The sequence below is a fragment of the Salinarimonas chemoclinalis genome (assembly GCF_041514305.1).
Lineage (GTDB): Bacteria > Pseudomonadota > Alphaproteobacteria > Rhizobiales > Beijerinckiaceae > Salinarimonas > Salinarimonas chemoclinalis.
Genome location: NZ_JBGMWH010000025.1, coordinates 18,140 through 44,740 on the forward strand (window position 1 = coordinate 18,140; position 26,601 = coordinate 44,740).

Below are 26,601 nucleotides of genomic sequence, written 5' to 3' on the forward strand. Positions count from 1 at the left end.
GGATGGGGCCGGCGAGGGTGCGCTGCCCCCTCGCCACGCGCCGCGGCCCGCGCTAGACATCGGCGCACGCGCCGCACGTCTCGGCGCGCGCCCGGAGTCCCCATGCCGCGCCTCGACACGCCGACCTTCCCCACCGCCGCCGTCGCCGCGCCGCACGCCGCCGCCGCGGAGGCCGGCCGCGCGATCCTGATCGAGGGCGGCAACGCGGTCGAGGCGATGATCGCGATGGCGGCGACGATCGCGGTCGTCTACCCGCACATGAACGGCATCGGCGGCGACGCCTTCTGGTGCGTGGCCGAGCCGGGCGGGCGGGTCCACGCCATCGACGCCGCCGGCTTCGCGGGCGCGCACGCGACGCCGGCGCTCTACCATGATCGGGGTCTCGACGCCGTGCCCGCCCGCGGGCCGCTCGCGGCGCTCACGGTGCCCGGCGCGGTCGACGGCTGGCGGCTGGCCGGCGAGCTCGCCCGCGCCCGCGGAGGCCGGCTGCCGTTTGCGACGCTCCTCTCCGACGCCATCCGCCGCGCCCGCGAGGGGGTGCCCGTCTCCGGCAGCGAGGCGCGGCTCTGGGCCTCCGGGAAAGGCCCCAACGAACGCGCCGCGCTCGAGCACGCGCCGGGCTTCCGCGAGACCTACTTCGTCGACGGCGCCCCGCCGGAGGCCGGCGCGGTGCGCCGCTTCCCCGCCCTCGCCGACACGCTCGCCTACCTCGCGGAAGCGGGCCTGCGCGACTTCTACGCGGGCGACGTCGCCCGCGAGATCGCGTCGGGCCTCGAGCGTATCGGCGCGCCGGTGACCCGCGCGGACCTGCGCCGCTACGAGGCGCGCGTCGTGCGTCCGCTGGCGCTGAAGCTCCCCGGCGTCGAGATCTTCAACCTGCCGCCGCCGAGCCAGGGCCTCGCCTCGCTGGCCATCCTCGGCATCGCCGAGCGGCTCTCGCTCGGGCGGCCGGACACGGTCTCGTGGCACCACGGCCTCGTCGAATCGGTCAAGCGCGCCTTCGCGATCCGCGACCGCGTCGTCCTCGACCCCGCGCTCCTCGACGGCGACCCGCAGGACCTCCTCGCCGACGCGATCCTGGCTCGCGAGGCGGCCGCGATCTCCACGCGCCGCGCCGCCCCCTGGCCGCGCGCCGGGGGCGAGGCGGACACGATCTGGATGGGCGCGATCGACAGGGACGGGCTCGCCGTCTCCTTCATCCAGTCGCTCTACTGGGAATACGGCTCCGGGTGCGTGCTGCCGGGGACGGGGATCGGGCTGCAGAACCGCGGCGCGGCCTTCTCGCTCGCGCACGATGCCGCGAACCCCCTCGCGCCGGGCCGCAAGCCCTTCCACACCTTGAACCCGCCGATCGCCCGCTTCGCCGACGGTCGTGTCGTGGCCTGGGGCTGCATGGGCGGCGACGGGCAGCCGCAGACGCAGGCGCAGGTCTTCTCCCGCTACCGCGCCGGCGCCTCTCCCGCCGAGGCAATCGACGCGCCCCGCTGGCTGCTCGGCCGCACCTGGGGCGAGACCTCGACGGCGCTCAAGCTCGAGAGCCGCTTCGACGAGAGCCTGATCGCGGGCCTCGATCGCCTCGGCCACCGCGTCGAGGTGCTCGACGCGCCCTATTCCGACACGCTCGGCCACGCGGGGCTTCTCGTGAAGCGTCCCCGCGACGGGCGTGTCGAGGCGACGCACGACCCCCGCTCGGACGGAGCCGCGCTCGGATCATGACCACCCGCTACGCCCTCTACATCGCCCCGCCCGCCCATTCCGAGCTCTGGCGCTTCGGCTCGGCCGTGCTCGGCTGGGACGCCGAGACCGGGGCGGACGTGCCCCAGCTCGTGCCGCCCTCGGCGGACGCCGGCGCCTTCCGCGCGCTCACCGAGGACCCGCGCCGCTACGGCTTCCACGCCACGATGAAGCCGCCCTTCCGGCTGGCCGACGACCGCGACGCGGACGCGCTCGTCGGCGCACTGCGGGACTTCTGCGGCGGGCGTGCGGCCTTCCGGCTGCCGCGGCTCGAGGTGCGTGCGGTGGACGCCGACGGCAACGCGTTCCTCGCCCTCGTCGAACCGGAGCCGACGCCCGCGCTCCTCGCCCTCGAGCGCGCCCTCGTCACCGGCTTCGACGCCTTCCGCGCGCCGCTGACGGAGGACGAGATCGCCCGGCGCCGGCCGGAGCGGCTGTCGGAGGAGGAGCGCGAGAACCTGATGCGCTGGGGCTATCCCGGCGTGCTCTCGCGCTTCCGCTTCCACCTGACGCTCACCGGCCGCGCGCCCGCCGCCGAGGTGCCGAGGCTCCTCGAGGAGCTTTCGGCGCTCCATGCCGAGCGGGTCTCGGAGCCGGGGCTCCTCGTCGACCAGATCGCGCTGTTCGTGCAGGATCGTGCCGAGGACCCCGCTTCGCGATTCGTCGTGCGCGAGCGCGTCCTCCTCGTCTGACACGGAACCCTCGACCATGCCCTGGACGCTCGGCCTGATGACCGGCACCGTGCTCGACGGCAACGTCGACATCGCCGCCCTCGACACCGACGGCGTACGCATAGAGGCCTTCGGCCCGTGGACGCTCGCGCCCTACGGCTGTGACCTGCGCGGCCTCCTCCAGGAGACGCTCGCCGCCGCCCGCGCCTGGGACTTCGACGGCGCGGAGCCGGAGATCTTCGCCGAGGCCGAGGCGGCGCTCACCCGCGCGCAGGCGCTGGCGGTGAACGCCTTCCTGGCGGAAAACGGCATCGCGGTGTCCGAGGTGACGGCGATCGGCTTCCACGGCCAGACCGTGCTCCACCGCGGTCCGGCGGGCGGCCGGCGCGGCGCGACGCGCCAGCTCGGTGACGGCGCGCTGATGGCGGCGATCACCCGCATCGACACGGTCTACGACTTCCGCTCGGCGGACGTCGCCGCCGGCGGCCAGGGCGCGCCGCTGGCGCCCGCCTACCACGCGGCGCTGCTCGACACGATCGCCGCCGGGCCGGAGACGGCGGTGCTCAACCTCGGCGGCGTCGCGAACCTCACCTGGCGCGACGCCGACGGGGGGCTCCACGCCTTCGACACCGGCCCCGCCAACGCGCCGCTCAACGACTGGGTCGCCCGCCACACCGGCGCGGCGATGGACGTCGACGGCGCGCTCGGGGCGCAGGGGACCGTCGACGAGGCCCGGCTCGCGCGCCTTCTGGAGCACCCGTATCTCGCCGCGCCCTACCCCAAGAGCCTCGACCGCTTCGGCTTCGAGGCGTCGATGGCGGACGGGCTCTCGCTCGCGGACGGGGCCGCGACGCTCACCGCCTTCACCGCCGGAGCCGTGGGGCGGGGCCTCGACCGGCTGCCCGGCCGCCCGTCCCACCTCGTCGTCTCCGGCGGCGGGCGGCGCAACCCGAAGTTGATGCGCATGATCGGGGAGCGCGCCGGCGTCGAGGCGGTCCCCGCCGAGGCGGTCGGCTGGCGCGGCGACGCGGTCGAGGCCGAGTGCTTCGCCTTCCTCGCCGCCCGCGTCCTGCGCGGCATGGCGTATTCCTACCCGACGACGACGGGCGTTCCCGTTCCCACCGGCGGGGGCCGAGTCGTCGCCGGCCGATAGGGGCGACGCGTCGCACGCCGCCCCTCGAGCATCATCCCACCAAGTGGATGCCGGTTGGTGGACGAGATGATGCTTGAGAACGAAGACCTAGAGCCTTCGACCTGATTCCATCAGGTCGAAAAGCGCTCTAGGCGGCGCGGGACGCGGGCGGCTCCTTGGCGCCCGTCATGAGGGCGACCGCGTCCGACATCGAGACGTCGCCGGGGCGCACGACGCACAGGCGCCGCCCGAGGCGGTGGACGTGGATGCGGTCGGCGATCTCGAAGACGTGGGGCATGTTGTGCGAGATCAGCACGATCGGCAGGCCGCGGGCGCGCACCTCCAGGACGAGGTCGAGCACGCGCCGGCTCTCCTTGACGCCCAGCGCCGCCGTCGGCTCGTCCATGATGACGACCTTGGAGCCGAAGGCGGCGGCGCGGGCCACCGCCACGCCCTGGCGCTGGCCGCCCGACAACGTCTCCACCGCCTGGTCGATGTCCTGGATGGTCAGCAGGCCGAGCTCGGTGAGCTTCTCGCGGGCGATGCGGCGCATGGCGGCGCGATCGAGGGCGCCGAGCCAGCGCCCGAGCGGGCCATTCTTTCGGATTTCGCGGCCGAGGAACATGTTGTCGGCGATCGACAGGGCGGGGGAGAGCGCCAGCGTCTGGTACACCGTCTCGATACCCGCGGCGCGCGCCTCCATCGGCGAGCGGAACGACATGGGCTCGCCGTTGAGCCGCATCTCGCCCTCGTCGGGCCGGATCGCGCCCGACAGCGCCTTGATCAGCGTCGACTTGCCGGCGCCGTTGTCGCCGATGACCGCGAGGATCTCGCCCGGGTGGAGGTCGAAATCGGCGCCGTCGAGGGCGACGACGCGGCCGTAGCGCTTCACGAGGTTGCGGGCGCGAAGCACGGGCTCGGAACGGACGGGCTCGCTCATGACGCCACCTTCCGGATCCACTGGTCGATCGCCACGGCCACGATGATCAACCAGCCGATGGCGAAGACCTGCCAGAGCACGTCGACGCCCGCGAGACGTAGCCCCGACTGGAACACGCCCACGATGAGCGCGCCGATCAGCGCCCCCGAGATCGAGCCGCGGCCCCCGAACAGGCTGATGCCGCCGATCACCACGGCGGTGATGCTCTGCAGGTTGCCTTCGTAGAAGCTCTGCGGCGAGATCGAGCCGAGCCGTCCGACAGCGGCCCAGGCGCCGATGGCGCAGACGAGGCCGGCGAGCGCATAGACCGAGACCAGCACGCGGTCGGTGCGGATGCCGGCGAGCTCGGCGGCGTCCTTGTCGTCGCCCACCGCGTAGACGTGCCGGCCCCAGGCGGTCCGGTTGAGCAGGTACCAGAGCGCGCCGAAGACGACGAAGAGCAGGATCGAGCCGTAGGTGAACTGCGTGCCGAAGAGCCCGAAGCTCTGGCCGAAGAATTTCAGCGTCGGCGCCTGCGCGTCGATCGTCTGCGAGCGGATCGACTGCGCGCCGGAGAGCCACAGGTTGAGCGCGAAGAACACGTTCCAGGTGCCGAGCGTCGTGATGAAGGGCGGCAGCTTCAGCCGCGTCACGAGCAGCCCGTTGAGCGTCCCGCAGGCGATGCCGACGATCATGCCGATCGGGATCGCGATCCCCGCCGGCAGGCCGAGCTCGACGGCGAGCTGGCCCATGGCGACGGTGGTGAGCACCATGATCGCCGCCACCGAGAGATCGATGCCGGCGGTGAGGATGACGAGGCTCTGGGCGGCGGCGAGGATGCCGATCACCGTCACCTGCTGCATGATCAGCGACAGATTGAACGGCGAGAAGAATCGCTCCCCCGCGATCAGCCCGAAGGCGGCGAGCGAGAGCAGCAGCACCACGACCGGCACCATGGTCGGGTAGGCGTGCAGGAAGGCCTGCACGCGTCCGAGCGCGGTGCGCTCGCGCTCGGACAGAGCATGGCTCTCGGCCGTGGCGTCGGGGGGCTGCATGCGTCGCCTTCGTCCTCGTTCGGATGCATCCGTGATCGGTGCGCCCGGCATCGACGTTCCGCGTCGGCTCGATCGGGATGAGGCTCCTCCACCGACGCTGCGCCTCACCCCCAGCAGCGCGCGAGGCCTTCCTCGGAGGTGATCGACTCGATCCCGTCGACCGGTTCGTCCGTGACGAGTTCGACGCCGGTGTTGAAGAAGTCGAGGCCCGGGGAGGGCTCGGGCAGCGTGCCGTCGGCCGCGTATCGCGCGATCGCCTCGATGCCGAGCGAGGCCATGAGCAGCGGGAACTGCATCGAGGTGGCGCCGATCACGCCCTCCTGCACGTTGCGCACGCCCGGGCAGCCGCCGTCGACGGAGACGATCGTCACGTCGCTCTGGCGCCCGACCGCGCGCAGTGCCTCGTAGGCGCCCGCCGCCGCCGGCTCGTTGATCGTGTAGACGACGTTCAGGTCCGGGTGCGCCTGGAGCAGGCTCTCCATGGCGGTGCGGCCGCCTTCCTCGTTGCCGTTGGTCACGTCGCGGCCGACGTAGCGCGGGTCGTCCTCGTCGCCGATGACGTTCGGATCCTTCACGTCGACGCCGAAGCCTTCGAGGAAGCCCTGGTTGCGCAGGTAGTCGACGGTGGGCACCATCGCGTTGAGGTCGAGCGAGACGATCCTGGCGTCCGCCGCCGCGTCCCCGAGCCGAGCCGCAGCCCAGCGGCCGATCAGCTCGCCCGCCAGCCGATTGTCGGTGGCGAAGGTCGCGTCCGCCGCGCTCGCGGGCTCGAAGGGCGTGTCGAGCGCGATGACGAGGATGCCCTGGCCGCGCGCCTGCTCGACGAGCGGCACGAGGCCGGCGGAATCCGACGGCGTGATCAGGATGCCCTTCGCGCCCGCCGCGATGCAGGACTCGATCGCCTGGATCTGGCTCTCGACGTCGCCGTCTATGCGGCCGGCGAAGGACTGCAGGTCGATCCCGCGTTCGGCCGCGGCGGCCGCGGCACCCTCGCGCATCTTCACGAAGAAGGGGTTGGCGTCGGTCTTGGTGATCAGGCAGGCGGTGGTTTCCTGCGCCGCGGCGGGCGACGTCGTGAGTGCCGCCCCGGCGACGCTCGCCAGCGCGAGCGCGGTGATGGTGCGCATCGTCGTTCCTCCCGGTTCGTTCGATCGGCCGTTCGTCGCGGCCCTGCCGAACAATGCACACCCGGCGGGGACGCCTGTCAATCACCGCACGCCGCGGGCGCGCTTCTACGCGCCCCGGTGGAGCTGCTCTCGCAGCGCCCGATACAGCCCCCGCCAGCGCGGCAGCCGCTCGGCATAGGCGTCGCGGGCCGCGGCATCGGGTTCGGTGACGTCGAGGACCGGCGGCGGAGTCGCGATCTCGGCGAGCGGGGCGCCGGTCGCGGCGACGCGCGCGAGGCGGGCCGCGCCGAAGGCCGGGCCGGTCTCGCCGCCGGCGTAGCGCGTCAGCGGTGCATCGAGGGCGCCGGCGAGGAGGCGGGCGAGCCAGGGGCTGCGCGCACCACCGCCGATCAGCCCCGCCCGCTCCACCCAGACGCCCGCGCCGGCGAGCGCGTCTCGCCCGTCGACGATCGACAGGACGAGCCCGTCGACGACGGCGCGCGCGACATCCGCCGGCCCGGTTTCGTGGCCGAGGCCGACCAGGACGCCGGTCGCGTGCGGGTCGTCGTGGGGCGTGCGCTCGCCGGCGAGGTAGGGCAGGAACAGGACACGGCTCGGCTCGGTCGTCTCCCTCTCGGCCAGCGCCAGCGCATCCGCGACGGAGAGGCCCAGCAGCCTCGCCGCCCAGGCGAGCACGCTCGCGCCGTTGAGCATCGCCGCCATGGCGAACCAGCGCCGCGGCAGGCAATGGCAGAAGGCGTGGACGAGCGCGTCCGGCGCCGGGCGGTAGGCCGCGCTGGCGACGAAGATCTGCGCCGAGGTGCCGAGCGAGACGAACGCGTCCCCCTCCTCGACGGCGCCGATGCCCACCGCCCCCGCCGCGACGTCGCCCCCGCCGCCGGCGACGATCACGCCCGGTCCGAGCCCGAGCTCGGCCGCGCGCGCGGGGCGGACGATGCCGGTCGGCTCGACGCCCTCGACGAGGCGGGGCAGGCGCGCGCGGTCGAGGCCGACCGCGGCGAGGGCCTCGTCGCACCAGCCGCGTCGCGCCACGTCGAGGAGCCACGTCCCGGCGGCGTCCGACATGTCGGTGGCGCGCTCGCCGGTGAGGCGCAGGCGGAGATAGTCCTTCGGCAGGAGGACCGTGCGGATGCGGGCGAAGGCCTCGGGCTCGTGGCGCGCGAGCCAGGCCAGCTTCGGCGCGGTGAGGCCGGGCATCGGCTTCACGCCGACGAGGGTCGCGAGATCCGAATGCTCGCGCGCCAGCGCCGCGGCTTCGTCATGCGCACGGCCGTCGTTCCAGAGGATCGCGGGGCGGATCGGCCGGTCGGCGGCGTCGAGCAGCGTCGCGCCGTGCATCTGGCCGGAGAGGCCGATGGCGCGGGTCGCGGCATAGGCGTCGGGCGCCTGCGTGCGGAGCGCCGCGAGGGCGGCGAGGGTCGCCAGCCACCATTCCTCCGGGTGCTGCTCCGACCAGAGCGGCTTCGGGCGCTGCGCTTCGAGCGGGATTTCGGCTTTGGCGAGGACGTGCTGGCCCGCGTCGACGAGGACCGCCTTGAGGGCGGAGGTGCCGAGGTCGAGGCCGATGGTGGTCGAGAGGTGCACGATCGCACTCAGTCGAACGGTGCTGCGACGTCCAGCTCCGACGCCACGCGCGCCAGCCGCTTGTCGCGCGTCCAGAGCTTCGCTCCCGGCGTGAGGCGGACGCCGGCGAGCAGATGCGCGACCAACGACGTGCTCGGCCGCTCGTCCCCGATTCGAAAATGATCCACCCAGACGGAGGTGTCTACGCAGATCATTCCGGTTCGCTGCGGCGGCGGGGCGGAGCTTCGAGGTCGGGTTCGGATCCACCGAGCAGCGCCAAGCGGCGCGCGCTTTCACGTGCGACGAGCGCCTCGAGCGCCTCACGCACCGACGCGGGGTGTCCCTTGATGCCGGTGAGGGACTTCGCTCGCGCGACGAGATCGTCGTCGAGTGCAATCGTCGTGCGCATGGGGACCTCCGATGATGCAACGAATATCGTATCAGATGATGCGATGTTCGATGCTCAAAACAACCCCAGCACCAGCGCGATCGCGATCACCCACACCCCGATCACCAGCGCCCGGCCGCGCCCGGCCGCAGCCTCGCCCGCACGCTCGATCGAGGACGGCGCGAGCGCGATCCCGCGCTCGGTGCCCTGCTCGAGCTGCACCAGCAGGCGCTCGGCGCGCACCGCGATGTCGGGCAGGTCCTGGAGCACGCCGAACAGCGTGCGGGCCCCGCGGCCGACGTCCTCGATCTTGCCGATCGGGCCGAGATTGCGCTCGATCCACTCGCGCACCACGGGCTCGGCGATGGTCCACATGTCGAGATGCGGGTCGAGCCGTCGGGCGACGCCCTCGACGACGACCATGGTCTTCTGGAGCATGACCAGCTCGGTGCGCGTCTGCATCTCGAAGATGGCGGTCACCTCGAAGAGCAGCGCCAGCACGCGGGCCATCGAGATCTCGTCGGCGCGCCGGTCGTGGATCGGCTCGCCGATGGCGCGGATGGCCTGGGCGAAGTCGAGCACGGAATGGCGCGGGGGGACGTAGCCCGCCTCGAAGTGCACCTCCGCCACGCGCACGTAGTCCCGGCGGATGAAGCCGAGCAGGATCTCGGCGAGGAAGCGCCGCTCGCGGTGGCCCAGCCGCCCCATGATGCCGGTGTCCACCGCCACCAGCCGGCCGCGCGGATCGACGAACAGGTTCCCGGGATGCATGTCGGCGTGGAAGAAGCCGTCGCGGATCGCCTGGCGCAGGAAGCTCTGGATGACGATGCGCGCGAGCGCGACCCGGTCGTGGCCGGCGGCGTCGATCTCGTCCGGCTTGTTGAGCTTGACGCCGTCGATCCACTCGAGGGTCAGCACCTCGCGGTCGGTGAGGTCCCATTCGGGCTTGGGCACCCGGAATTCGAAGTCGTTCTTGGTGTTGTCGGCGAGCTCGGAGAGCGCGGCGGCCTCGAGGCGCAGGTCCATCTCGATGACGACGGAGCGCGCGAGCGTCTCCACCACCTCGACCATCTTCAGGCGGCGCGCCTCGGGGTCGTAGCCCTCGAAGACGCGCGCGGCGAAGCGCATGTCCTGGAGATCCTGGGAGAAGCGCTGGCGCACGCCCGGCCGCACGACCTTCACGGCGACGACCTGCTCCCCGCCTTCCGGCGTCCTCATCACCGCGCGATGCACCTGGGCGATCGAGGCGGCGGCCACCGGCTCGCCGAAATGCGAGAAGATCGCCTCGATCGGGCGCCCGAGCGCCTCCTCCACGACGCGCACCGCCTCCTCGCGCGGGAAGGGCGGGAGGCGGTCCTGGAGGCTCTCGAGATCGCGCGCGGCCTGGAAGCCGACGATGTCCGGGCGCGTCGCGAGGAACTGGCCGAACTTCACGTAGGAGGGCCCGAGCCGCACCAGCGCCGCCGAGAGGCGGCTGCGCGACGAGCCCGCGTCCCTGCGCTCGACGAGGCGCGCGAGCTTCAGCCCGAGCCGCGGCAGCGGCGGCAGCACGGACGGGTCGACGAGGCCGAGCGCGCCCTCTCGGGCGAGCACGAAGCCGGCACGCGCCATGCGCGCGATGTGGATGGCGGCACCGATCACGAAGCGACGCCCATCAGATCTTCCAGCCCGAATGCAGGCGCACGATCCCGCCGGTCATCGGGCGGTGCGACACGCGCCGGAAGCCCGCCTCCTCGATCATGTCGGCGAAAACGCCGGGCGTGGGGAAGCGGCGGATCGATTCCACGAGGTAGCGGTAGCTCTCCGCGTCCCCCGTCACGGCCTTGCCGATGCGCGGGATGACGTTGAAGGAATAGGCGTCGTAGATCCGGTCGAAGCCCGGGATGTCCGGCAGCGAGAACTCGAGGCAGAGGAAGCGCCCGCCGGTCTTCAGCACGCGGTGCGCCTCGGCGAGCGCCGCCTCGATGCGCGGCACGTTGCGGATGCCGAAGGCGATCGTGTAGGCGTCGAAGCGCTCGTCCTCGAACGGCAGGACCTCGGCGTTGCCCTCCACGAAGGTGGCGCGCGACCCGTACCGCGCCCCCGCCCGCTCGCGGCCGACCGCGAGCATCTCGGGATTGATGTCGAGGACGGTGACATGCGCCGCCGGCCCGGCCTCGTCGAGCACGCGGAAGGCGATGTCGCCGGTGCCGCCGGCGACGTCGAGATGATGGAAGGGCCGCGTGCGCGCCGGGCGCAGCGACGTCACCATGGCGTCCTTCCAGGCCCGGTGGAGGCCCGCCGACATCAGGTCGTTCATCAGGTCGTAGCGCCGCGCCACCGAGCGGAACACGTCGTCGACGAGGCCCTGCTTCTCCTCGAGCGGGACCGTCCTCTCGCCGAAATGGGTCGTGCCCGTCGTCGTCTCGTCGACCATCGCGTCCACCGTTCTCGCGCTCGCGCCCCCGCGTCGCCGGGAGACATAGCGAAAGGCGCGGGCCGAGGCTATCTGATCTAGGCGCGCGGGGCGCATTTCCCACCCGCGCGCCCCCGCGACACGCACGCCAAGCCGAGACATGCCCGAGCTTCCCGAAGTCGAGACCGTCCGCCGTGGGCTCGAGCCCGCCATGGTGGGCGCGCGGTTCACGCGGGTGGACCAGCGCCGGCCCGACCTGCGCTTCCCGTTCCCGCCGCGCTTCGCCCAGCGGCTCGAGGGCGCCGAGGTGCGCGCGCTCTCCCGGCGGGCGAAATACCTGATCGCGGATCTCTCGACTGCTGAGAGCCTGATCATGCATCTGGGCATGACCGGGCGCTTCACGGTGGAGCGAGCGCACGCGGTGATCACGCCGGGCGAGTTCCACCACGCACCGGGCACGATGCCGCTGCACGACCACGTCGTGTTCGATTTCGACACCGGCGCGCGGGTCACCTACAACGACGTGCGCCGCTTCGGCTACATGGACCTGGTGCCCTCGGCGGGGCTCGCCGGGTGCAGGCACTTCGCCGGGCTCGGCATCGAGCCGCTGGGGAACGCGCTCTCCGGCGAGACGCTGGCGGCGCTCTTCCACGGCAGGATCGCCCCGCTCAAGGCCGCGCTCCTCGACCAGCGGCTGATCGCGGGGCTCGGGAACATCTACGTCTGCGAGGCGCTCCACCGCGCGCGGCTGCACCCGGAGGCGCCGGCCGGGATCGTCGCGACGAAGACGGGGCGGCCGCGGGCGAGCGCGCATCTGCTGGCGCAGGAGATCCGCGCCGTGCTGAACGAGGCGGTGGCCGCCGGCGGCTCGACGCTGCGCGACTTCGCCCACGCGGACGGCTCGCTCGGCTACTTCCAGCACGGGTTCAAGGTCTACGACCGGGAGGGCGAGCCCTGCGCGGCGCCGGGCTGCGGCGCGACGGTCGAGCGGATCGTGCAATCGGGCCGCTCGACGTTCTACTGCGCGCGCTGTCAGCCGCGCTGAGCGCCCCGCCGCGCGTCACCCGCCGAAGCGCCGCGCCACCGCCCGCGAGAGCCGCTCGCCCTCGACGAGGTAGCCCGAGATCGCGCGCTCCGCGGCGGGCGTGCAGACGCGGTAGGTGAGCGCGAAGGCGCGGTAGCCGCGGTTGTAGGCGCCGGCGAGCCGCTCGGCCCGCGCCTCGCCCTCCGCGTCGATGAGGCTCTGCATGCGCGTGGGCCACTCGGGCGCGTCGGCCGCGCCGCACAGATCACGCAGGAAGGCGAGCGCGCCCATCACCTCGGAGAGGCGCATCAGCTCGGGCTCGTAGGCCGGAGCGGGAGTGGCGGCGGGGGGCGCCACGTCCTGCGCGTGGGCGGGCATGCAGGCCCGAGCCAGCATCAGCGCCGCCAAAGCCGGGCCGAGGATGCGCCTCATCGCGCGCCCTCCGCCATGGCGATCGCCGCGCGCACGATGTCGGGCAGGCCCGGCGTCGTGGGCAGGCGCTCCGCATCCGCAGCGTCCGCCCAGACGACCGCGAGCGCCTCGGGTCCGGTCTTCCCCTCGCCGGCACGCCATCGCGCGGCGTGGGCCTGGACGACGAAGTGCGAGGCGACGCGCCCCGCCTCGTCGCGCAGGATGATCTCGACGGGGCGGATCGGCCCGATCATCGTGGCGGTCACGCCCACCTCCTCGGAGAGCTCGCGCAGGGCCGCCTCGGCCAGCGTCTCGCCCGGCTCGACGAGCCCGCCGGGCAGGGTGAAGCGCCCGCGCATCGGCTCCTCGCCGCGGGCGGCGAGCAGGACGCGCCCGTCGCGCACCACGGCGACGCTCGCGGCGAGGATGGGGCGGGAGGGGGCGAGGCGATCGTCGGTCACGGCTGGGTTTGTCGCCAATCCCGCGACGAAGGGCAAGGCCGCGATTGCGCGGGAGCCGGAACCGGACCGTCATGGAACCGTCGGCCGGGCGCGCTATCGAGCCGGCTCGGCGCCCCCGACGCGGTCGCCGCGACCGCCGGAGCCCCGCCGATGAAGCGCCTGTCCGAAGCGCCCCTGGTCCACCCCGACGCCGGCGTCCTCGCGACGCGGCTCGGCCGCTACACCGAGGTCGGCGCGCGCACGCGCCTCCTCGAGAGCGTGCTCGACGACTATTCCTACATCGTCGAGGACGGCGAGGTGGCCTACACGACGATCGGCAAGTTCGTCTCGATCGCCCGCATGGTGCGCATCAACCCGGGCAACCACCCGATGGAGCGGGCGAGCCAGGCGCACTTCACCTACCGCGCGTCCGCCTACTGGCCCGGCGAGGAGGACGACGAGGCGAGCTTCTTCGACCGGCGGCGCGCGTCCCCCGTGACCATCGGCCACGACGTCTGGATCGGCCACGGGGCGGTGATCCTGCCGGGCCGGACCATCGGCACGGGCGCGGTGGTGGGCGCGGGCGCGATCGTGACGAAGGACGTCGCGCCGTATGCGATCGTCGTCGGCAACCCGGCGCGGCCCGTGCGCCGGCGGTTTCCGGAGGCCGTCTCCGAGCGCCTGCTCGCGCTCGCCTGGTGGGACTGGGACCACGAACGCCTGCGCCGGGCGCTGCCGGATTTCAGGGGGCTGGGGGTGGAGGCCTTCCTGGAGAAGCACGGGGGGTGACGGAGCCCGACCCTCACCACTCCACCACCATCTCCACCCGGTCCGCCGGGAACAGAGCCCGCGTCGCCTGTATGCGCAGGCCCTCCGCGTCGACGTTGACGTTGTCGAGGACGAGCAGGATGCGGCCCGGGGCGAGGTCGAGGGCGGCGGCGTCGTCCGGACCCGCGGGGCGGGCGCCGAAAGTGCTGGCGAGGCGGCTGTAGTCCGTGACGCCCATCGACGCGTAGGCGCGCGTCAGCGAGCCCGTCTCGCGGAAGCGGGCATCGAGGCCGGCGAAGCGGGGGAGCGGGAAGACGTTGGTGGCGAGCGCGATCGGGGTGCCGTCGGCCGAGCGCGTGGTGACGAGCTCGAGCACCGGTGCGCCCTCGGCGATCCCGAGCCGCTCCGCCGCCCAGGCGTCCGCGCCCCGCTCGCGCGCCGAGGTCAGCGCGCCGGACGCCTGACGCCCGGCGCCAGCGACGATCTCGGTGAAGCGCGTGCGCGGGCCGATCGGGTAGGCGAGCGGGCGGGCCTCGACGAAGGTGCCGCGCCCCTGCGTCGCGCGCACGAGCCCGCGCGCGGCGAGCACGCCCAGCGCGCGGCGCACCGTGTGCCGGTTCACGCCGAAGCGCCCGGCGAGCCGCGTCTCCGCGGGCAGCCGGTCGCCCGGCGCGAGGCGCCCCGCGGCGATGTCCGCCTCGAGCCCGTCGACGATCTGCCGCCATGCGGCGACGCCCTCGCCGCGGACGAGGGAGGCGGGGTCGGCGCCGGAGACGGGATCGGACGGCGGCATGTCATCGAAACTTCATTTGACGCGGTTGATCGATTGTCTATATCACTAGACAACACACCTCGCCACCCCTTCCGTCCCTCCCGGAGAGGCGCATGACCCCCGACGCTTCCTCCACGCCCTCGGTCGACGCCCGTCGCGCCGCGATGCGCCTGTGCGCGCTCGCCCGCACCGACGAGCTCGAGGCCGCGCTCGAGGCGCTCGACGCCCCCGGCGCGGTCGCGGACCTGCGCCGGCCCGAGACCGGGCTCGTCATGCTGCGCGGGAGGATCGGCGGCGACGGGCGAGCGTTCAACGCGGGGGAGGCGACGGTGACGCGCGTCGCCGTGCGGCTGCCGTCCGGCGAGGCCGGCTTCGCCTGGCATCTCGGCCGCGACGCCGCCCGCGCCCGCAAGGCCGCGATCCTCGACGCGCTGTTCCAGGTCCGGCCGCAGGCCGTCGCGGCGGCGCTCGCGCCGATCGGCGCACGGGTCGAGGCCGAGCGCGCGGCGCAGGCGCGGCGGGTCGCGGCGACGAAGGTGGATTTCTTCACCATGGTCCGCGGGGAGGACTGAGATGGACGCCGCCGCCCTCGCTCCCGGCTTCGCCGACCCGGTTCTCGACTCCCAGGGCGTTTTCCGCGCCGTGATGGAGGCGCTGGCCCGCCCCGGCACGCCGCAGCGGCTCGCCCTCGATCTCGCGCCACCCGCGCCGCTGACGCCGGCCCTCGCCGCGATCGCGCTGACGCTCGCCGACCACGAAGCGCCGCTGTGGCTCGACGCGCCGCTCGCGGCCGCGCCGGCGGTGGCGGGCTGGCTGCGCTTCCACACCGGCGCGCGGATCGTGGCGGACGGGCGCGAGGCCGCCTTCGCGCTCGTGTCCGATCCCGCCGCGCTGCCGCCGCTCGATCGTTTCGCGCCGGGAGAGCAGGCCTATCCGGACCGCTCGACGACTCTCGTCCTCGCCTGCGAGCGGCTCGACACGGAACGCGGCCTCGTGCTCGCGGGACCCGGCATCCGCGGGGTCGCGCGGCTCGACGCGGCACCGCTGCCGGAGAACTTCCTCGCCCGCTGGCGGGCGAACGGCGCACTGTTCCCCCGCGGCGTCGACCTGATCCTCGCCGCCGGCGATCGCGTCGTCGGCCTGCCGCGCACCACCACGATCCGGGAGTGAGCGCACGATGTACGTCGCGGTGAAGGGCGGCGAGGCCGCCATCGACAACGCCCACGCGCTCCTCGCGGACGCACGGCGCGGCGACCGCGCCGTGCCCGAGATCGGCACGGACCAGATCGCCGAGCAGCTGGCGCTGGCCGTCGACCGGGTGATGACGGAGGGCTCGCTCTACGATCGCTCCCTCGCCGCGTTGGCGATCAAGCAGGCGCGGGGCGACCTGATCGAGGCGATCTTCCTCCTGCGCGCCTTCCGCACCACGCTCGCGCGCTTCGGCTACGCGGAGCCCGTGGACACCGGGGCGATGCGCGTGCGCCGGCGGGTGTCGGCGACCTACAAGGACCTGCCCGGCGGGCAGGTCCTGGGCCCCACCTTCGACTACACGCATCGCCTGATCGACTTCGCGCTCGCCGCCGGCGTCGAGCCCCCGCCCGCGCCGGAGGCGCCGGTCGCGGAGGAGGCCGCGCGCATGCCGCGGGTGACCGACCTGCTCGCCGGCGAGGACCTGATCGAGCGCGAGGCCCGCCCCGCGGGCGACGCCCCCGTCGCCGACCTCACCCGCGCCCCGCTCGCCTTTCCCGCCGAGCGTGACCTGCGCCTCCAGGCGCTGGCGCGAGGCGACGAGGGCTTCCTGCTGGCGCTCGGCTATTCGACCCAGCGCGGCTACGGCCGCAACCACCCCTTCGTCGGCGAGGTGCGCATCGGCACGGTCGAGGTCGGCTTCGTGCCCGAGGAACTCGGCTTCGAGGTACCGCTCGGCGAGATCGACGTCACCGAGTGCCAGATGGTCAACCAGTTCGCCGGCTCCGCCGAGGTGCCGCCCCAGTTCACCCGCGGCTACGGCTTCGCGTTCGGGCAGAGCGAGCGCAAGGCGATGGCGATGGCCCTCGTCGACCGGGCGCTGCGCGCGGGCGAACTCGACGAGGAGCGCACGAGCCCCGCGCAGGACGAGGAGTTCGTCCTCGCCCACGCCGACAACGTCCAGGCCACGGGCTTCGTCGAGCACCTGAAGCTGCCGCACTACGTCGACTTCCAGGCCGAGCTCGACCTCGTGCGCCGCATGCGCGCCGAGATCGCCGAGCGGCACGCAACGCGCGAGAGCAAGGAGGCCGCGGAATGAGCGCCGCCGCCGCGACCACCCCCGCCGCACCCGCCGCCGTCGAGACCGGCTACAACTTCGCCTATCTCGACGAGCAGACGAAGCGGATGATCCGCCGCGCGATCCTCAAGGGCATCGCGATCCCCGGCTACCAGGTGCCCTTCGCCTCCCGCGAGATGCCGATGCCCTACGGCTGGGGCACCGGCGGGGTGCAGGTGACGGCCGCCGTCATCGGCCCCGCGGACGTGCTCAAGGTCATCGACCAGGGCTCCGACGACACGACGAACGCGGTCTCGATCCGCAAGTTCTTCGCGAAGACCGCCGGCGTCGCAACGACGACCCGCACCCGCGAGGCCACCGTCATCCAGACCCGCCACCGCATCCCCGAGGAGCCGCTTCGGGAGGGCCAGGTGCTCGTCTACCAGGTGCCGATCCCCGAGCCGCTGCGCTTCCTGGAGCCCCGCGAGACCGAGACGCGCACGCTCCACGCGCTCGCCGAGTACGGCCTCATGCACGTCAAGCTCTACGAGGACATCGCCCGCCACGGCCACATCGCCAAGACCTACGCCTATCCGGTGGAGGTGGCGGGCCGCTACGTCATGGACCCTTCGCCGACGCCGAAGTTCGACAACCCGAAGATGGAGATGTCGCCGGCGCTCCAGCTCTTCGGCGCCGGGCGCGAGCAGCGCATCTACGCGGTGCCGCCCTTCACGCGGGTGCGCTCGCTGGACTTCGAGGACCACCCCTTCACCGTGCAGCGCTTCGCCGAGCCCTGCGCCTTGTGCGCGGCGACGGGCGTCTATCTCGACGAGGTGATCCTCGACGACCGGGGCGGGCGCATGTTCGTGTGCTCGGACAGCGATCATTGCGAGGAGCGCCGGGCCGCCGGCCATCGCGGCGCGATGCTCGCGGGCGCCGCGAGCGGGGAGACGACCGATGCGTGAGGGCGCGCTCCTCGAGGCCCATGGCCTCACCAAGCACTACGGCAGCCGGGTCGGCTGCACCGACGTCTCCTTCGACATCTTCCCCGGCGAGGTGCTGGCGATCGTGGGCGAATCGGGCTCGGGCAAGTCGACGCTGCTTTCCGTGCTGTCCACCGAGATGGAGCCGACGGCGGGTGCGGTCTCCTACCGCATGCGCGGCGGCTCGGTCGAGAGCCTGTTCGACCTCGACGAGGCGCGCCGGCGCGTGCTGATGCGCACCGACTGGGGCTTCATCCGCCAGGACGCGCGCCAGGGCCTGCGCATGCGCGTCTCCGCCGGAGGGAACGTCGGCGAGCGGCTGATGGCCATCGGCGAGCGGCACTACGGGCGGATCCGCGCAACCGCGGAGGACTGGCTGTCGCGCGTCGAGATCGACGTCGCGCGCATCGACGACCATCCGATCACGTTCTCGGGTGGCATGCGCCAGCGCCTGCAGATCGCCCGCAACCTCGTCACCCGGCCGCGGCTCGTGCTGATGGACGAGCCGACGTCGGGCCTCGACGTCTCCGTCCAGGCGCGGCTGCTGGATCTCATCCGCGGCCTCGTCGCCGAACTCGGGCTCGCGGTGATCATCGTCACGCACGATCTGGCGGTGGCGCGGCTCCTGTCCCACCGGATCATGGTGATGCGCCACGGCCGGGTGATCGAGACGGGCCTCACCGACCAGGTGCTCGACGACCCGCGCGAGCCCTACACGCAATTGCTCGTCTCGTCCGTGCTGGCGGCGTGAGGACCCGATCATGAGAGATCCCCTCGTCACCCTGGAGAACGTCTCCAAGACCTTCACGCTCCACCTGCGGGAGGGCACGCGGCTCGACGTCGTCGCCGACGTCTCGTTCGACGTCCATGCCGGCGAGTGCGTCGTGCTCGGTGGCCCCTCGGGGGCGGGCAAGTCCTCGCTCCTCAAGATGATCTACGGCAACTACCGCTGCGACGCCGGCGCGATCCGCGTGCGCGACGGCGAGGACGCGGTCGTCGACGTCGCGCGGGCGACGCCGCGGGAGGTGATGCGGCTGCGGCGCACCACCATGGGCTACGTCAGCCAGTTCCTCAGGGTAATCCCCCGCGTCGGCGCGCGCGACGTCGTCGCCGCGGAGGGCCGCGAGGGCGGCCTCGACGCCGCTGCCGCGGACGCCCGCGCCCGCGCGCTGCTGGCGCTGATGAACCTGCCCGAGCGCCTGTGGGAGCTGCCGCCGGCGACCTTCTCGGGCGGCGAGCAGCAGCGCGTCAACATCGCCCGCGGGCTGATCGCGCCGCGCCGTGTGCTCCTCCTCGACGAGCCGACCGCCTCTCTCGACGCCGCGAATCGCGCGGTCGTGATAGAGCTGATCCGCGAGAAGCGGGCGGCCGGCTGCGCGCTCGTCGGCATCTTCCACGACGCCGACGTCCGCGACGCGGTGGCCACCCGTGTCGTCGACGTGACACGCTTCCGCGCTAGACCCGCCGCTTGACCTCCGTTCCCGAGAGACCCGAGAGATGACAGCCGAGAGCCCCGCCAGCGTCGTGCTCGAGAACGCCGAGATCGTCCTGCCCGACGCCGTGATCCGCGGCTTCGTCGCCGTCGTCGACGGGACGATCGTCGAGGTGGGCGAGGGTCGCGCGCCGGAGCGGGGCGTCGACTGCGGCGGCGAGACGCTGATCCCCGGCCTCGTCGAGCTGCACACGGACCATCTCGAGAGCCATTACGCGCCGCGCCCGAAGGTGCGCTGGCACCCGCTCGGCGCGGTGCTGGCCTACGACGCGCAGATCGTCACCTCGGGCATCACCACCGTGTTCGATTCGCTGCGCGCGGGCACCGACCTCGACGCGCCGAGCCTGGGCGGCGAGCTCTTCACCATCGCCGAGGCGCTCGACGAGGCCCGCCGGCACAAGCTCTTCCGGGCGGAGCACTACACGCACCTGCGCTGCGAGATCCCCTCGCCGGACATCCTCGAATCGGTCGAGAACTTCGTCTCGGTCTTCCCCGTCGGGCTGATGTCGCTGATGGATCACACGCCCGGGCAGCGGCAGTTCCGCGACCTGGAGAAGTACTTCGTCTATTACAGCGGCAAGAACGACAAGAGCCGCGAGGAGACCGAGGCGGTGGTCGCGAGCCGCGTCGCGCGCAACGAGGCCATGGCCACACGCCATCGGCCGGCGCTGATCGCGCTGGCGCGGGCGCGGGGCATCCCGATCGCGAGCCACGACGACACGACGACGGAGGACGTCACGGCCTCCTTCGAGGCGGGCGTGTCGCTGGCCGAGTTCCCGACCACCGTCGAGGCGGCGCAGGCCTGCCGCGACCACGGCATCACGGTGATGATGGGCGCGCCCAACCTCATTCGCGGCGGCTCGCACTCCGGCAACGTCGCGGCGCAGACGCTGGCGCAGGAGGGTCTGCTCGACATCCTCTCCTCGGACTACGTCCCCGCGAGCCTGCTGATGGCCGCCTTCCGCCTGCCGGATCGCGTCGCCTCGATCGACCTGCCCGCCGCGATCCGCACCGTGACGCTCAACCCCGCCCGCGCGACCGGCCTCGGCGACCGCGGCGCCATCGCGCCGGGCCTGCGCGCCGATCTCGTGCGGGTGCGCATCGCCGGCGAGACGCCGGTCGTGCGCCAGGTCTGGCGCGAGGGGGAGCGGGTGGCGTGAGCGGCGCGCTCGTGCTCGTCGTCGGCCCCAGCGGAGCCGGCAAGGACACGCTGATCGACGGCGCCCGCAGGGCGCTCGCGAACGATCCACGCATCCGCTTCCCGCACCGGCTCGTGACCCGGCCGGTCGGCGCGCACGAGGCGCACGACACGATCTCGGAGGCGGATTTCGAGGCCGGCGTCGTCGCGGGGCGATTCGCACTGTGGTGGCGCGCCCATGGGCTGGGCTACGCCATACCGCGAGCGGTGGCGGACGCGGCCGCCGCGGGCGCGGTGTGCGTCGTCAACGGCTCGCGCTCACGCGTGGGCGAGGCGCGCGCGGCGCTGCCCGGCGTCGTCGTGGTCGAGGTCACGGCCCCGCGCGCGGTCCTCGCCGCCCGCATCAGCGCCCGCGGCCGCGACGCCGACGCCGACGCCCGCCTCGCCCGCTCCGACGCGCTCGCCCCGATCGACGCGGACGTGACCATCGCCAACGACCGCACGCCGGAGGAGGGCGTCGCCGCGCTGGTGGCGGCGCTCGAGGCGCTCGCGCGGGCGTCGTCGCCCGCCTGAGCCCGTCGCCCGGCTTGTCGCGGCGCGCCTCCTGGGCGAGAGTGCACGGGGAGGTCGCTCCGGGAGCCCGCTCGATGTCCCGCAAGTCGCTCGATCAGACGCTCGCCTTCATCCAGGACGTGGACCGTGCGCGCACGCACGAGGACGTCTGCCGCGCGCTGCTCGCGCCGGCGCGCCGCTTCGGCTTCGAGCACATCCTCGCCGGCACGATCCCGCGGCCCGGCGCCTCGCGCCTGCAGCAGGTCGGGCACGTGGTGCTGGCGGAGTGGCCGGACGAATGGGTGCGGCGCTACTTCTCGCACGGCTACCTCTACCGCGACCCGGCGATCCGCAGGGTCAACGCCAACGCCTCGCCCTTCTTCTGGTCCGAGCTCGAGGCCGAGTGCGCGCAGGACGCCGCCGCGCGCCGTGTCATGGACGAGGCCGGCGAGTTCGACCTGAAATGCGGCTTCACCGTGCCGCTCGTCACGGTGGAGGGCGACGTCGCCGGCTTCTCGTTGGCCGGCCCGCACGGGGAGGCCTCGCCGGAGGCGCGGGGCATGCTCACGCTGCTGGCCACCTACGCGCTGGCCCGCAGCCTGCAGCTGCGCCGCGTCGACGAGGAGGAGCCCTACCTGCGCCCCTCCCTATCGCCCCGCGAGCAGGAGACGCTGCAATGGGCCGCCGAAGGCCTCACCGACCTCGAGATCGGTGCGCGCATGAAGATCACCGATCACGGCGTCGACCGCCACCTGCGCGCCGCCCGCCGCAAGCTCGGCACGCGCAACAGGACGCACGCGGTGGCGGAGGCGATCCGGCTGGGGTTGGTGCGGTAGGGATTACGTAAGGGTAGTACGCGAAGGCGTACTACGCGAGCGCGTCATGTGCACCCTAAGAGTGTGTCTAACCAAAGGCCGCTGCACAGAGCTGACGTGACCGCCATGATGAACATGCATGATGCCCGTGACAACGCGAGACTTCTCGGGGAGCTGAGGGCGGCTGCCGCTACGGCATTCGCTTTGGAGCGCCTTGCGCTCGTCGGCGGCGTGGAGGACGACGGCGCCCTCTCCGCGGCGTGGAAACGCGCCGATGCCGCCGCGCGTGCTATTCTCTCCGAGCCATGCGAGCCCTGCGCGCCCTGGGCGAAGGCCCGCTACGAAGCGGCCCTCTGGCTCGCAGGCGGCATCGACGACGCCCAGTCCGAGTCGCCGTCGCCGGGACCGGTTCCGGGCTCGATCGAAGCGACCTCGCTTCCAGGCCTCGTCGCGATGTGCGCATCGGCCGAAGGTCTGGCCGAGGTGAGGCGTGTTGCTCACGACTGCGCCGGGGCGATGACGTCCTCGGCCAGGTCGCTCGCGGAGGCGGACCCGGACGCGAGCATTGCACTCGGGCTCGTCGCCGAACTCACGCGGAAGCTCGCGGCGTCCGCGGGAGAGCGGTTGCAAGGGCATGAGCCCCAGACGCTTGCGCGGCGATGAGCGCAAGAATGCGCCGACTGAGAGGCGCGATCTGAAGCACTCCCCCGCCCACCACCCTCACCGAATCGCCGCCTCCAGCAGCTTCCCCGCCGCGGCGCGGGCCTCGTCGGTGATGGTCGCGCCCGCCAGCATGCGGGCGATCTCGTCGCGGCGGGGGGCTTCGCGCAGGGGGGCGACGCGGGTGGCGACGCGGTCGGAGCCGTCGACGGGCTCCTTCGAGATGAGGTAGTGCGCCCCCGCGCGGGCCGCGACCTGCGGGGCGTGGGTCACCGCCATCACCTGCACGCGCCCGGCGAGGCGGGCGAGGCGCTGGCCGATCGCGTCCGCCACCGCGCCGCCGACGCCGGTGTCGATCTCGTCGAAGACGAGGGTCGGCGCCGAGCCGCGGTCGGCGATCACGACCTTGAGCGCCAGCATGAAGCGCGAGAGCTCGCCGCCCGACGCCACCTTCATCATCGGGCCGGGACGCGTGCCCGGGTTGGTCCGCGCCCAGAACTCGACCCGGTCGAAGCCGGCGGGATCGCGGCTTCCCTCGTCCACCGTGATCTCGGTGATGAAGGCGGCGCGCTCGAGCTTGAGCGGCGGCAGCTCCGCGAGCACCGCCGCGTCGAGCGCGTGCGCGGCGGCACGCCGCTTGTCGCTGAGCGCCCGGGCCGCCGCGACATAGGCGACGTCCGCCTCGGCCAGCGCGGCTTCCAGCCGATGCAGCGTCTCCTCGCCCGCGTCGATCTCGGCGAGGTCGGAGGCGTAGCGCTGCGCCAGCGCGACGAGCTCGTCGGCGGGGACGTCGTGCTTGCGCGCGGCGGCGCGCAGGGCGAACAGGCGCTCCTCGACGCGCTCGAGCTCGTGCGGATCGAACTCGGCGGCGCGCATCGCCTCCTCGAGCGCGGCGCGCGCCTCGTCGAGCGCGACCAGCGCGGCGTCGAGCGCCCGCACCGGCGGATCGACGAGGGCGGGCGCCTGCGCGCCGCGGCGCTCCAGCTTGCGCACGGCGGCCGAGAGGGCGGCGACGGGCGAGGCGTTGCCGGCGACCGAATCGAAGGCCTCGGCGAGGTCGCTCGCCACCTTCTCGGCCTGCATCATCGTGGTGCGGCGCTCGGCGAGCGCCTCCTCCTCGCCGGGCTTCGGGGCGAGCGCCGAGAGCTCCTCGACGGCGTGGCGCAGGAAGTCCGCCTCCTTGCGCGCGGCCTCGATGCGGGCGCGGTGGCGCTCGAGGGCCCGACGCGCCTCGCGCACGCGATCGGAGGCCGCCGCGACGGCGGCGCCGTCCGCCGCCAGCCCGCCATAGGCGTCGAGGATGGCGCGGTGGGTCGCGGGGTCGACGAGCGCGCGGTCGGCGTTCTGGGCGTGGATCTCGACGAGCGTCGCGCCGATGGCGCGCAGCACCTGCACGCTCGCGGCCTGGTCGTTGATGAAGGCGCGGGTGCGCCCGTCCGCCATCTGGACCCGGCGCAGGATCAGGTCGCCCTCGGTGTCGATCTCCGCCTGGGCGGCGATCGCGCGGGCGGGGTGATCGGCGGGGACGTCGAAGACCGCGGTTACGACGCCCTGCCTCTCGCCGTGGCGCACCAGCGCCCCGTCCCCGCGCCCCCCGAGCGCGAGGGAGACCGAATCGAGCAGGATGGACTTGCCGGCGCCGGTCTCGCCGGTGAGCACGGAGAGCCCGTCGCCGAACTGCAGCTCCAGGCGATCGATCAGGACGATGTCGCGGATCGAGAGCTGGACGAGCATGGTGCGGCGCGGCTCAGCCGCCGACGCCGACCACCGCCCGCGTGAACCCGCGGAAGGCGCGGCTGATCCAGGACTCGCGATTCTCCCGGGGCTCGAGCCCGCCCGACTGGAGGAGCGCGTAGCTGTCGCGGTACCATTGCGACTCGGGGAAATTGTGGCCGAGCACGGCGGCGGCGGTCTGAGCCTCGTCGACGATGCCCATGGCCATGTAGGCCTCGGTGAGGCGCGCGAGCGCCTCCTCGGAGTGGCGCGTCGTCTGGTAGCTGGCGACCACGGTCCGGAAGCGGTTGATCGCGCCGGTGTAGTTGCGCCGCTCGAGGTAGAAGCGCCCGACCTCCATCTCCTTGCCCGCGAGCTGGTCTTCGGCGAAGACGATCTTGGCGCGCGCGTCCTCGACGTAGTCCGAGTTCGGGTAGCGGTCGATCAGCTCCTGGAAACCTCGCAGCGCCTGGGCCGTGCGGGTCTGGTCGCGGGTGATGTCGGGGATCTGGTTGAAGTTCGACATCGCCAGAATGTACTGCGCGTAGTCGGCGCTCTCCTGGCTCGGGTAGAGCTGCAGGTAGCGCTGCGCGGTGCCGGCGCTGTCGTCGTAAGCGCCGCCGGCGAACTGGGCGTAGGCCTGCATGATCAGCGCGCGCCGAGCGAAGTCGCTGAACGGGTAGGCCTCCTCGATCTCCTCGAATCGCTCGGCGGCGGTCTGGTACTGGCCGCGGTCGATCAGCGAGAGGCCCTCGTTGTAGAGCTCGGCGGCGGGCCGCGTCTCGACGATCTCGGGCTCGTAGGTCTCGCCCCGGCCGAAGGGGTTGAGCGAGGCGACGGTCTCGCAGCCGGCGAGCGCGAGCGCGAGCCCGGCGATCGCGACCGAGCGGACGGCGGCGGCTTTCGCGCCTCGATACGCATTCGCGAAAGACATGCCTCGATCGACCTCCGAAGGGATTCGCGCCCCGCGCGTCCCGCGCCGGCACCTGGATTTCCGCGCTGTTTACCTCAGACCCGCCGATCCGCAAAGCGGCATCGCGCGGGATGCGCCCGCCGGTCGCGAGAGAGCGGTGGAGGCGTTCAGACGGCGCGGCCGCCGAAGGCCGCGAGCGGCAGCGGCAGCGCGGCCTCGGCCGGCTCCCGGCGCGTCGACCCGACCTCGACGATCTCGTAGTTCGCACGATCCGCGAACAAGGCTTCCAGGACGGCGAAATTGAGGCGGTGGCCGCCGCGATGGGCGCGGTAGTGCGCCGCGAGCGGATGGCCGGCGAGCGCGAGGTCGCCCACCGCGTCGAGCAGCTTGTGGCGGGCGAACTCGTCGGCGAAGCGCAGGCCCTCCGGGTTGATCACCCCGTCCTCGCCGACGGCGACGGTGTTCTCGAGCGACGCGCCCAGCGCGAAGCCCGCCTTCCAGAGCGCCTCGACGTCGCGCATGAAGCCGAAGGTGCGCGCGGCGGCGATCTCGCGGCGGAACGTCGCCGGCGTGAGGTCGCAGACGCGGCGCTGGCGGCCGATGGCGCTGTCCGCGAAGTCGATCTCGACGTCGAGCTTGAGGCCCCGCTCGGCCGGCAGCAGCTCGACGAAGGAGGCGCCCTTCTCCACCCGCACCGGGCGGCGGACCCTGAGCACGCGGCGCGACGCCGCCTGGGTGATGGTGCCCGCGGCCTCGATCGCCTCCACGAAGGGCGCGGCCGAGCCGTCGAGGATCGGCACCTCGGTGCCGTCGATCTCGACGAGGACGTTGTCGACGCCGAGCCCGGCGAGGCTGGCCATCAGGTGCTCGATCGTCGCGACGCAGCCGCTCTCGCGGGCGCCGACGACGGTGCACAATTCGGTGGCGGAGACGTTGATGTGGCGCGCCTCGATGAGGCGGTCGATGCCGTTGGGGAGGCCGGTGCGAAGGAAGACGATGCCGTGGTTGGGTTCCGCGGGATGCAGGGTGACCGAGACGCTCTCGCCGGAATGAACGCCCGTTCCGCTGATCTCGACGGGCGCGCGCAGGGTGACCTGATGCATCTGGCTCATCGTTCTCTTCCCGGACACGAGACACCCCTCGCGGACGCGAGCGTCCACGGCGATCGGCCGTCCTGTCCGTGCTTTCGGCCCCGGACGGTTCGAGCGGGAGCCCGACCGCCTCTTCCTGTATGCGGCGCACCATAGTCGCGCCCGCCGGGCCGGCCAAATCACGTTGTCTAACGATCTGTTACAAGTCGCCGCGATTTCGCCATACCCGTGACGGGCGTTGATTTCGTTGAGGTTTTTCCGGCGTGCGCCGGCAAGAACGAAAGCCCCGGACGCGGGCGTCCGGGGCTTTCCTGGGCGGGAATCGGGCGGGCTCGGGAGAGGTCGGCGGCGGCCCGGGAGGGGATCGGCGGGCCGCCGCCGAGAGGGTCGTCTCGGAGGGGCGCCTTCAGTTGGCCTGGCGGCGCAGGAAGGCGGGGATCTCGAGCTGGTCGTCGTCGAGCGCGCGCGGCTGGGCCGGGGCGCGGCCGTGCGGGTCGAGGTTGCCCTGGGCCGGGCGGTAGCCCTGCGGCGCCGCCGGGCGCTTGGCGTACTCGGCGTGGACCGGCGACATGCCGGGCTGCTGCGGCTGGGCCGGCGCCT

28 protein-coding genes and 1 pseudogene are annotated in these 26,601 nt (G+C 73.2%); 15 read left to right on the forward strand and 14 right to left on the reverse strand.

Annotated elements, in window-relative coordinates; genetic code table 11:
* The first annotated feature begins 102 nt into the window (after window positions 1-102).
* Genes AB9M23_RS21190 through AB9M23_RS21200 form a run of 3 tightly spaced genes read left to right on the forward strand, consistent with a single transcriptional unit; the run spans window position 103 to window position 3,558 of the window.
* Window positions 103-1,716 carry a gamma-glutamyltransferase family protein gene (locus AB9M23_RS21190; protein WP_372426648.1) on the forward strand — a complete coding sequence of 538 codons (1,614 nt, stop codon included), beginning with the start codon at window positions 103-105 and terminating at the stop codon, window positions 1,714-1,716.
* On the forward strand, window positions 1,713-2,426 hold the full coding sequence (locus tag AB9M23_RS21195; protein ID WP_372426650.1) for a DUF1045 domain-containing protein: 714 nt from the start codon (window positions 1,713-1,715) through the stop codon (window positions 2,424-2,426). The genes AB9M23_RS21190 and AB9M23_RS21195 overlap by 4 nt, the downstream gene beginning before the upstream one ends.
* Before the next feature lie 16 nt (window positions 2,427-2,442).
* Complete coding sequence (locus AB9M23_RS21200) at window positions 2,443-3,558, forward strand: anhydro-N-acetylmuramic acid kinase (protein WP_372426651.1); 1,116 nt, start codon at window positions 2,443-2,445, stop codon at window positions 3,556-3,558.
* A gap of 127 nt (window positions 3,559-3,685) precedes the next feature.
* On the opposite strand, the gene AB9M23_RS21205 is transcribed toward AB9M23_RS21200, so the two are convergent.
* The 7 genes from AB9M23_RS21205 to ubiE all read right to left on the reverse strand — a co-directional run bounded on the left by AB9M23_RS21205 (window position 3,686) and on the right by ubiE (window position 11,005).
* Window positions 3,686-4,477 carry an ATP-binding cassette domain-containing protein gene (locus AB9M23_RS21205; RefSeq protein ID WP_372426652.1) on the reverse strand — a complete coding sequence of 264 codons (792 nt, stop codon included), beginning with the start codon at window positions 4,475-4,477 and terminating at the stop codon, window positions 3,686-3,688.
* Window positions 4,474-5,511 carry an ABC transporter permease gene (locus AB9M23_RS21210; protein ID WP_372426654.1) on the reverse strand — a complete coding sequence of 346 codons (1,038 nt, stop codon included), beginning with the start codon at window positions 5,509-5,511 and terminating at the stop codon, window positions 4,474-4,476. Before AB9M23_RS21210 ends, AB9M23_RS21205 begins: the two co-directional genes overlap by 4 nt.
* A gap of 104 nt (window positions 5,512-5,615) precedes the next feature.
* The gene (locus AB9M23_RS21215; protein WP_372426655.1) at window positions 5,616-6,638 is read right to left on the reverse strand and encodes a substrate-binding domain-containing protein; all 1,023 of its coding nucleotides are present in this window, start codon (window positions 6,636-6,638) and stop codon (window positions 5,616-5,618) included.
* A gap of 105 nt (window positions 6,639-6,743) precedes the next feature.
* A complete protein-coding gene (gene xylB, locus AB9M23_RS21220; RefSeq protein WP_372426656.1) occupies window positions 6,744-8,222 on the reverse strand; it encodes a xylulokinase in 1,479 nt (492 codons plus the stop codon).
* A 190-nt stretch (window positions 8,223-8,412) separates the two neighbouring features.
* Window positions 8,413-8,610 (reverse strand): type II toxin-antitoxin system VapB family antitoxin, encoded by a 198-nt coding sequence (locus tag AB9M23_RS21225; RefSeq protein WP_372426657.1) that lies wholly within the window; start codon window positions 8,608-8,610, stop codon window positions 8,413-8,415.
* A gap of 54 nt (window positions 8,611-8,664) precedes the next feature.
* Complete coding sequence (gene ubiB, locus AB9M23_RS21230; RefSeq protein ID WP_372426658.1) at window positions 8,665-10,230, reverse strand: 2-polyprenylphenol 6-hydroxylase; 1,566 nt, start codon at window positions 10,228-10,230, stop codon at window positions 8,665-8,667.
* A gap of 13 nt (window positions 10,231-10,243) precedes the next feature.
* Entirely contained in the window at window positions 10,244-11,005 is a 762-nt protein-coding gene (gene ubiE, locus AB9M23_RS21235; RefSeq protein ID WP_372426678.1) for a bifunctional demethylmenaquinone methyltransferase/2-methoxy-6-polyprenyl-1,4-benzoquinol methylase UbiE, read from the reverse strand.
* A 139-nt stretch (window positions 11,006-11,144) separates the two neighbouring features.
* Here ubiE and mutM point away from each other — a divergent pair, with 139 nt between their 5' ends.
* Window positions 11,145-12,029: a bifunctional DNA-formamidopyrimidine glycosylase/DNA-(apurinic or apyrimidinic site) lyase gene (gene mutM, locus AB9M23_RS21240; protein ID WP_372426659.1), complete on the forward strand. Its 885-nt coding sequence runs from the start codon at window positions 11,145-11,147 to the stop codon at window positions 12,027-12,029.
* Between the two features lie 15 nt (window positions 12,030-12,044).
* Here the strand turns inward: mutM and AB9M23_RS21245 are convergent, their stop codons facing one another.
* Entirely contained in the window at window positions 12,045-12,440 is a 396-nt protein-coding gene (locus tag AB9M23_RS21245) for a TIGR02301 family protein (RefSeq protein ID WP_372426660.1), read from the reverse strand.
* The gene (locus AB9M23_RS21250; protein ID WP_372426661.1) at window positions 12,437-12,880 is read right to left on the reverse strand and encodes an NUDIX hydrolase; all 444 of its coding nucleotides are present in this window, start codon (window positions 12,878-12,880) and stop codon (window positions 12,437-12,439) included. The genes AB9M23_RS21245 and AB9M23_RS21250 overlap by 4 nt, the downstream gene beginning before the upstream one ends.
* Window positions 12,881-13,030: 150 nt before the next feature.
* Between AB9M23_RS21250 and AB9M23_RS21255 the strand changes: the two genes are divergently transcribed.
* Window positions 13,031-13,648 (forward strand): DapH/DapD/GlmU-related protein, encoded by a 618-nt coding sequence (locus tag AB9M23_RS21255; protein ID WP_372426662.1) that lies wholly within the window; start codon window positions 13,031-13,033, stop codon window positions 13,646-13,648.
* A 13-nt stretch (window positions 13,649-13,661) separates the two neighbouring features.
* On the opposite strand, the gene phnF is transcribed toward AB9M23_RS21255, so the two are convergent.
* The gene (gene phnF, locus AB9M23_RS21260) at window positions 13,662-14,420 is read right to left on the reverse strand and encodes a phosphonate metabolism transcriptional regulator PhnF (RefSeq protein WP_372426663.1); all 759 of its coding nucleotides are present in this window, start codon (window positions 14,418-14,420) and stop codon (window positions 13,662-13,664) included.
* A 92-nt stretch (window positions 14,421-14,512) separates the two neighbouring features.
* On the opposite strand from phnF, the gene phnG reads away from it, so the two are divergent.
* From phnG to AB9M23_RS21310, 10 genes are all read left to right on the forward strand, one after another.
* Complete coding sequence (gene phnG, locus AB9M23_RS21265; protein ID WP_372426664.1) at window positions 14,513-14,971, forward strand: phosphonate C-P lyase system protein PhnG; 459 nt, start codon at window positions 14,513-14,515, stop codon at window positions 14,969-14,971.
* A 1-nt stretch (window position 14,972) separates the two neighbouring features.
* A complete protein-coding gene (gene phnH, locus AB9M23_RS21270) occupies window positions 14,973-15,569 on the forward strand; it encodes a phosphonate C-P lyase system protein PhnH (protein ID WP_372426665.1) in 597 nt (198 codons plus the stop codon).
* Window positions 15,570-15,576: 7 nt separating this feature from the next.
* Window positions 15,577-16,686: a carbon-phosphorus lyase complex subunit gene (locus AB9M23_RS21275; protein ID WP_372426666.1), complete on the forward strand. Its 1,110-nt coding sequence runs from the start codon at window positions 15,577-15,579 to the stop codon at window positions 16,684-16,686.
* On the forward strand, window positions 16,683-17,609 hold the full coding sequence (locus tag AB9M23_RS21280; RefSeq protein WP_372426667.1) for an alpha-D-ribose 1-methylphosphonate 5-phosphate C-P-lyase PhnJ: 927 nt from the start codon (window positions 16,683-16,685) through the stop codon (window positions 17,607-17,609). Before AB9M23_RS21275 ends, AB9M23_RS21280 begins: the two co-directional genes overlap by 4 nt.
* The gene (gene phnK / locus AB9M23_RS21285) at window positions 17,602-18,378 is read left to right on the forward strand and encodes a phosphonate C-P lyase system protein PhnK (RefSeq protein WP_372426668.1); all 777 of its coding nucleotides are present in this window, start codon (window positions 17,602-17,604) and stop codon (window positions 18,376-18,378) included. Before AB9M23_RS21280 ends, phnK begins: the two co-directional genes overlap by 8 nt.
* A 10-nt stretch (window positions 18,379-18,388) precedes the next feature.
* Window positions 18,389-19,099 carry a phosphonate C-P lyase system protein PhnL gene (gene phnL, locus AB9M23_RS21290; protein WP_372426669.1) on the forward strand — a complete coding sequence of 237 codons (711 nt, stop codon included), beginning with the start codon at window positions 18,389-18,391 and terminating at the stop codon, window positions 19,097-19,099.
* Between the two features lie 25 nt (window positions 19,100-19,124).
* A complete protein-coding gene (locus AB9M23_RS21295; protein ID WP_372426670.1) occupies window positions 19,125-20,279 on the forward strand; it encodes an alpha-D-ribose 1-methylphosphonate 5-triphosphate diphosphatase in 1,155 nt (384 codons plus the stop codon).
* Window positions 20,276-20,830: a phosphonate metabolism protein/1,5-bisphosphokinase (PRPP-forming) PhnN gene (gene phnN / locus AB9M23_RS21300; protein WP_372426671.1), complete on the forward strand. Its 555-nt coding sequence runs from the start codon at window positions 20,276-20,278 to the stop codon at window positions 20,828-20,830. Before AB9M23_RS21295 ends, phnN begins: the two co-directional genes overlap by 4 nt.
* A gap of 74 nt (window positions 20,831-20,904) precedes the next feature.
* Window positions 20,905-21,645 (forward strand): autoinducer binding domain-containing protein, encoded by a 741-nt coding sequence (locus tag AB9M23_RS21305; RefSeq protein ID WP_372426672.1) that lies wholly within the window; start codon window positions 20,905-20,907, stop codon window positions 21,643-21,645.
* A 96-nt stretch (window positions 21,646-21,741) separates the two neighbouring features.
* A complete protein-coding gene (locus AB9M23_RS21310) occupies window positions 21,742-22,287 on the forward strand; it encodes a hypothetical protein (protein ID WP_372426673.1) in 546 nt (181 codons plus the stop codon).
* A gap of 57 nt (window positions 22,288-22,344) precedes the next feature.
* Here AB9M23_RS21310 and recN read toward each other — a convergent pair whose 3' ends face one another.
* The 4 genes and pseudogenes from recN to AB9M23_RS21330 all read right to left on the reverse strand — a co-directional run.
* Window positions 22,345-24,018, reverse strand: coding sequence for a DNA repair protein RecN (gene recN, locus AB9M23_RS21315; RefSeq protein WP_372426674.1), 1,674 nt, complete (start codon window positions 24,016-24,018; stop codon window positions 22,345-22,347).
* Between the two features lie 13 nt (window positions 24,019-24,031).
* Window positions 24,032-24,931 (reverse strand): outer membrane protein assembly factor BamD, encoded by a 900-nt coding sequence (locus AB9M23_RS21320; RefSeq protein ID WP_372426675.1) that lies wholly within the window; start codon window positions 24,929-24,931, stop codon window positions 24,032-24,034.
* Between the two features lie 146 nt (window positions 24,932-25,077).
* On the reverse strand, window positions 25,078-26,022 hold the full coding sequence (lpxC, locus tag AB9M23_RS21325) for a UDP-3-O-acyl-N-acetylglucosamine deacetylase (protein ID WP_372426676.1): 945 nt from the start codon (window positions 26,020-26,022) through the stop codon (window positions 25,078-25,080).
* A 385-nt stretch (window positions 26,023-26,407) separates the two neighbouring features.
* A pseudogene (locus AB9M23_RS21330) lies at window positions 26,408-26,601 on the reverse strand (cell division protein FtsZ); the annotation flags it as partial.

Coding starts and splice junctions, on each gene's coding strand:
- AB9M23_RS21190 (WP_372426648.1), top strand. CDS start 103: ATGCCGCGCCTCGACACGCCGACCTTCCCCACCGCCGCCGTCGCCGCG.
- AB9M23_RS21195 (WP_372426650.1), top strand. CDS start 1,713: ATGACCACCCGCTACGCCCTCTACATCGCCCCGCCCGCCCATTCCGAG.
- AB9M23_RS21200 (WP_372426651.1), top strand. CDS start 2,443: ATGCCCTGGACGCTCGGCCTGATGACCGGCACCGTGCTCGACGGCAAC.
- AB9M23_RS21205 (WP_372426652.1), bottom strand. CDS start 4,477: ATGAGCGAGCCCGTCCGTTCCGAGCCCGTGCTTCGCGCCCGCAACCTC.
- AB9M23_RS21210 (WP_372426654.1), bottom strand. CDS start 5,511: ATGCAGCCCCCCGACGCCACGGCCGAGAGCCATGCTCTGTCCGAGCGC.
- AB9M23_RS21215 (WP_372426655.1), bottom strand. CDS start 6,638: ATGCGCACCATCACCGCGCTCGCGCTGGCGAGCGTCGCCGGGGCGGCA.
- AB9M23_RS21225 (WP_372426657.1), bottom strand. CDS start 8,610: ATGCGCACGACGATTGCACTCGACGACGATCTCGTCGCGCGAGCGAAG.
- ubiE (WP_372426678.1), bottom strand. CDS start 11,005: ATGGTCGACGAGACGACGACGGGCACGACCCATTTCGGCGAGAGGACG.
- mutM (WP_372426659.1), top strand. CDS start 11,145: ATGCCCGAGCTTCCCGAAGTCGAGACCGTCCGCCGTGGGCTCGAGCCC.
- AB9M23_RS21245 (WP_372426660.1), bottom strand. CDS start 12,440: ATGAGGCGCATCCTCGGCCCGGCTTTGGCGGCGCTGATGCTGGCTCGG.
- AB9M23_RS21255 (WP_372426662.1), top strand. CDS start 13,031: ATGAAGCGCCTGTCCGAAGCGCCCCTGGTCCACCCCGACGCCGGCGTC.
- phnF (WP_372426663.1), bottom strand. CDS start 14,420: ATGCCGCCGTCCGATCCCGTCTCCGGCGCCGACCCCGCCTCCCTCGTC.
- phnG (WP_372426664.1), top strand. CDS start 14,513: ATGACCCCCGACGCTTCCTCCACGCCCTCGGTCGACGCCCGTCGCGCC.
- phnH (WP_372426665.1), top strand. CDS start 14,973: ATGGACGCCGCCGCCCTCGCTCCCGGCTTCGCCGACCCGGTTCTCGAC.
- AB9M23_RS21275 (WP_372426666.1), top strand. CDS start 15,577: ATGTACGTCGCGGTGAAGGGCGGCGAGGCCGCCATCGACAACGCCCAC.
- AB9M23_RS21280 (WP_372426667.1), top strand. CDS start 16,683: ATGAGCGCCGCCGCCGCGACCACCCCCGCCGCACCCGCCGCCGTCGAG.
- phnK (WP_372426668.1), top strand. CDS start 17,602: ATGCGTGAGGGCGCGCTCCTCGAGGCCCATGGCCTCACCAAGCACTAC.
- phnL (WP_372426669.1), top strand. CDS start 18,389: ATGAGAGATCCCCTCGTCACCCTGGAGAACGTCTCCAAGACCTTCACG.
- AB9M23_RS21295 (WP_372426670.1), top strand. CDS start 19,125: ATGACAGCCGAGAGCCCCGCCAGCGTCGTGCTCGAGAACGCCGAGATC.
- AB9M23_RS21305 (WP_372426672.1), top strand. CDS start 20,905: ATGTCCCGCAAGTCGCTCGATCAGACGCTCGCCTTCATCCAGGACGTG.
- recN (WP_372426674.1), bottom strand. CDS start 24,018: ATGCTCGTCCAGCTCTCGATCCGCGACATCGTCCTGATCGATCGCCTG.
- AB9M23_RS21320 (WP_372426675.1), bottom strand. CDS start 24,931: ATGTCTTTCGCGAATGCGTATCGAGGCGCGAAAGCCGCCGCCGTCCGC.
- lpxC (WP_372426676.1), bottom strand. CDS start 26,022: ATGAGCCAGATGCATCAGGTCACCCTGCGCGCGCCCGTCGAGATCAGC.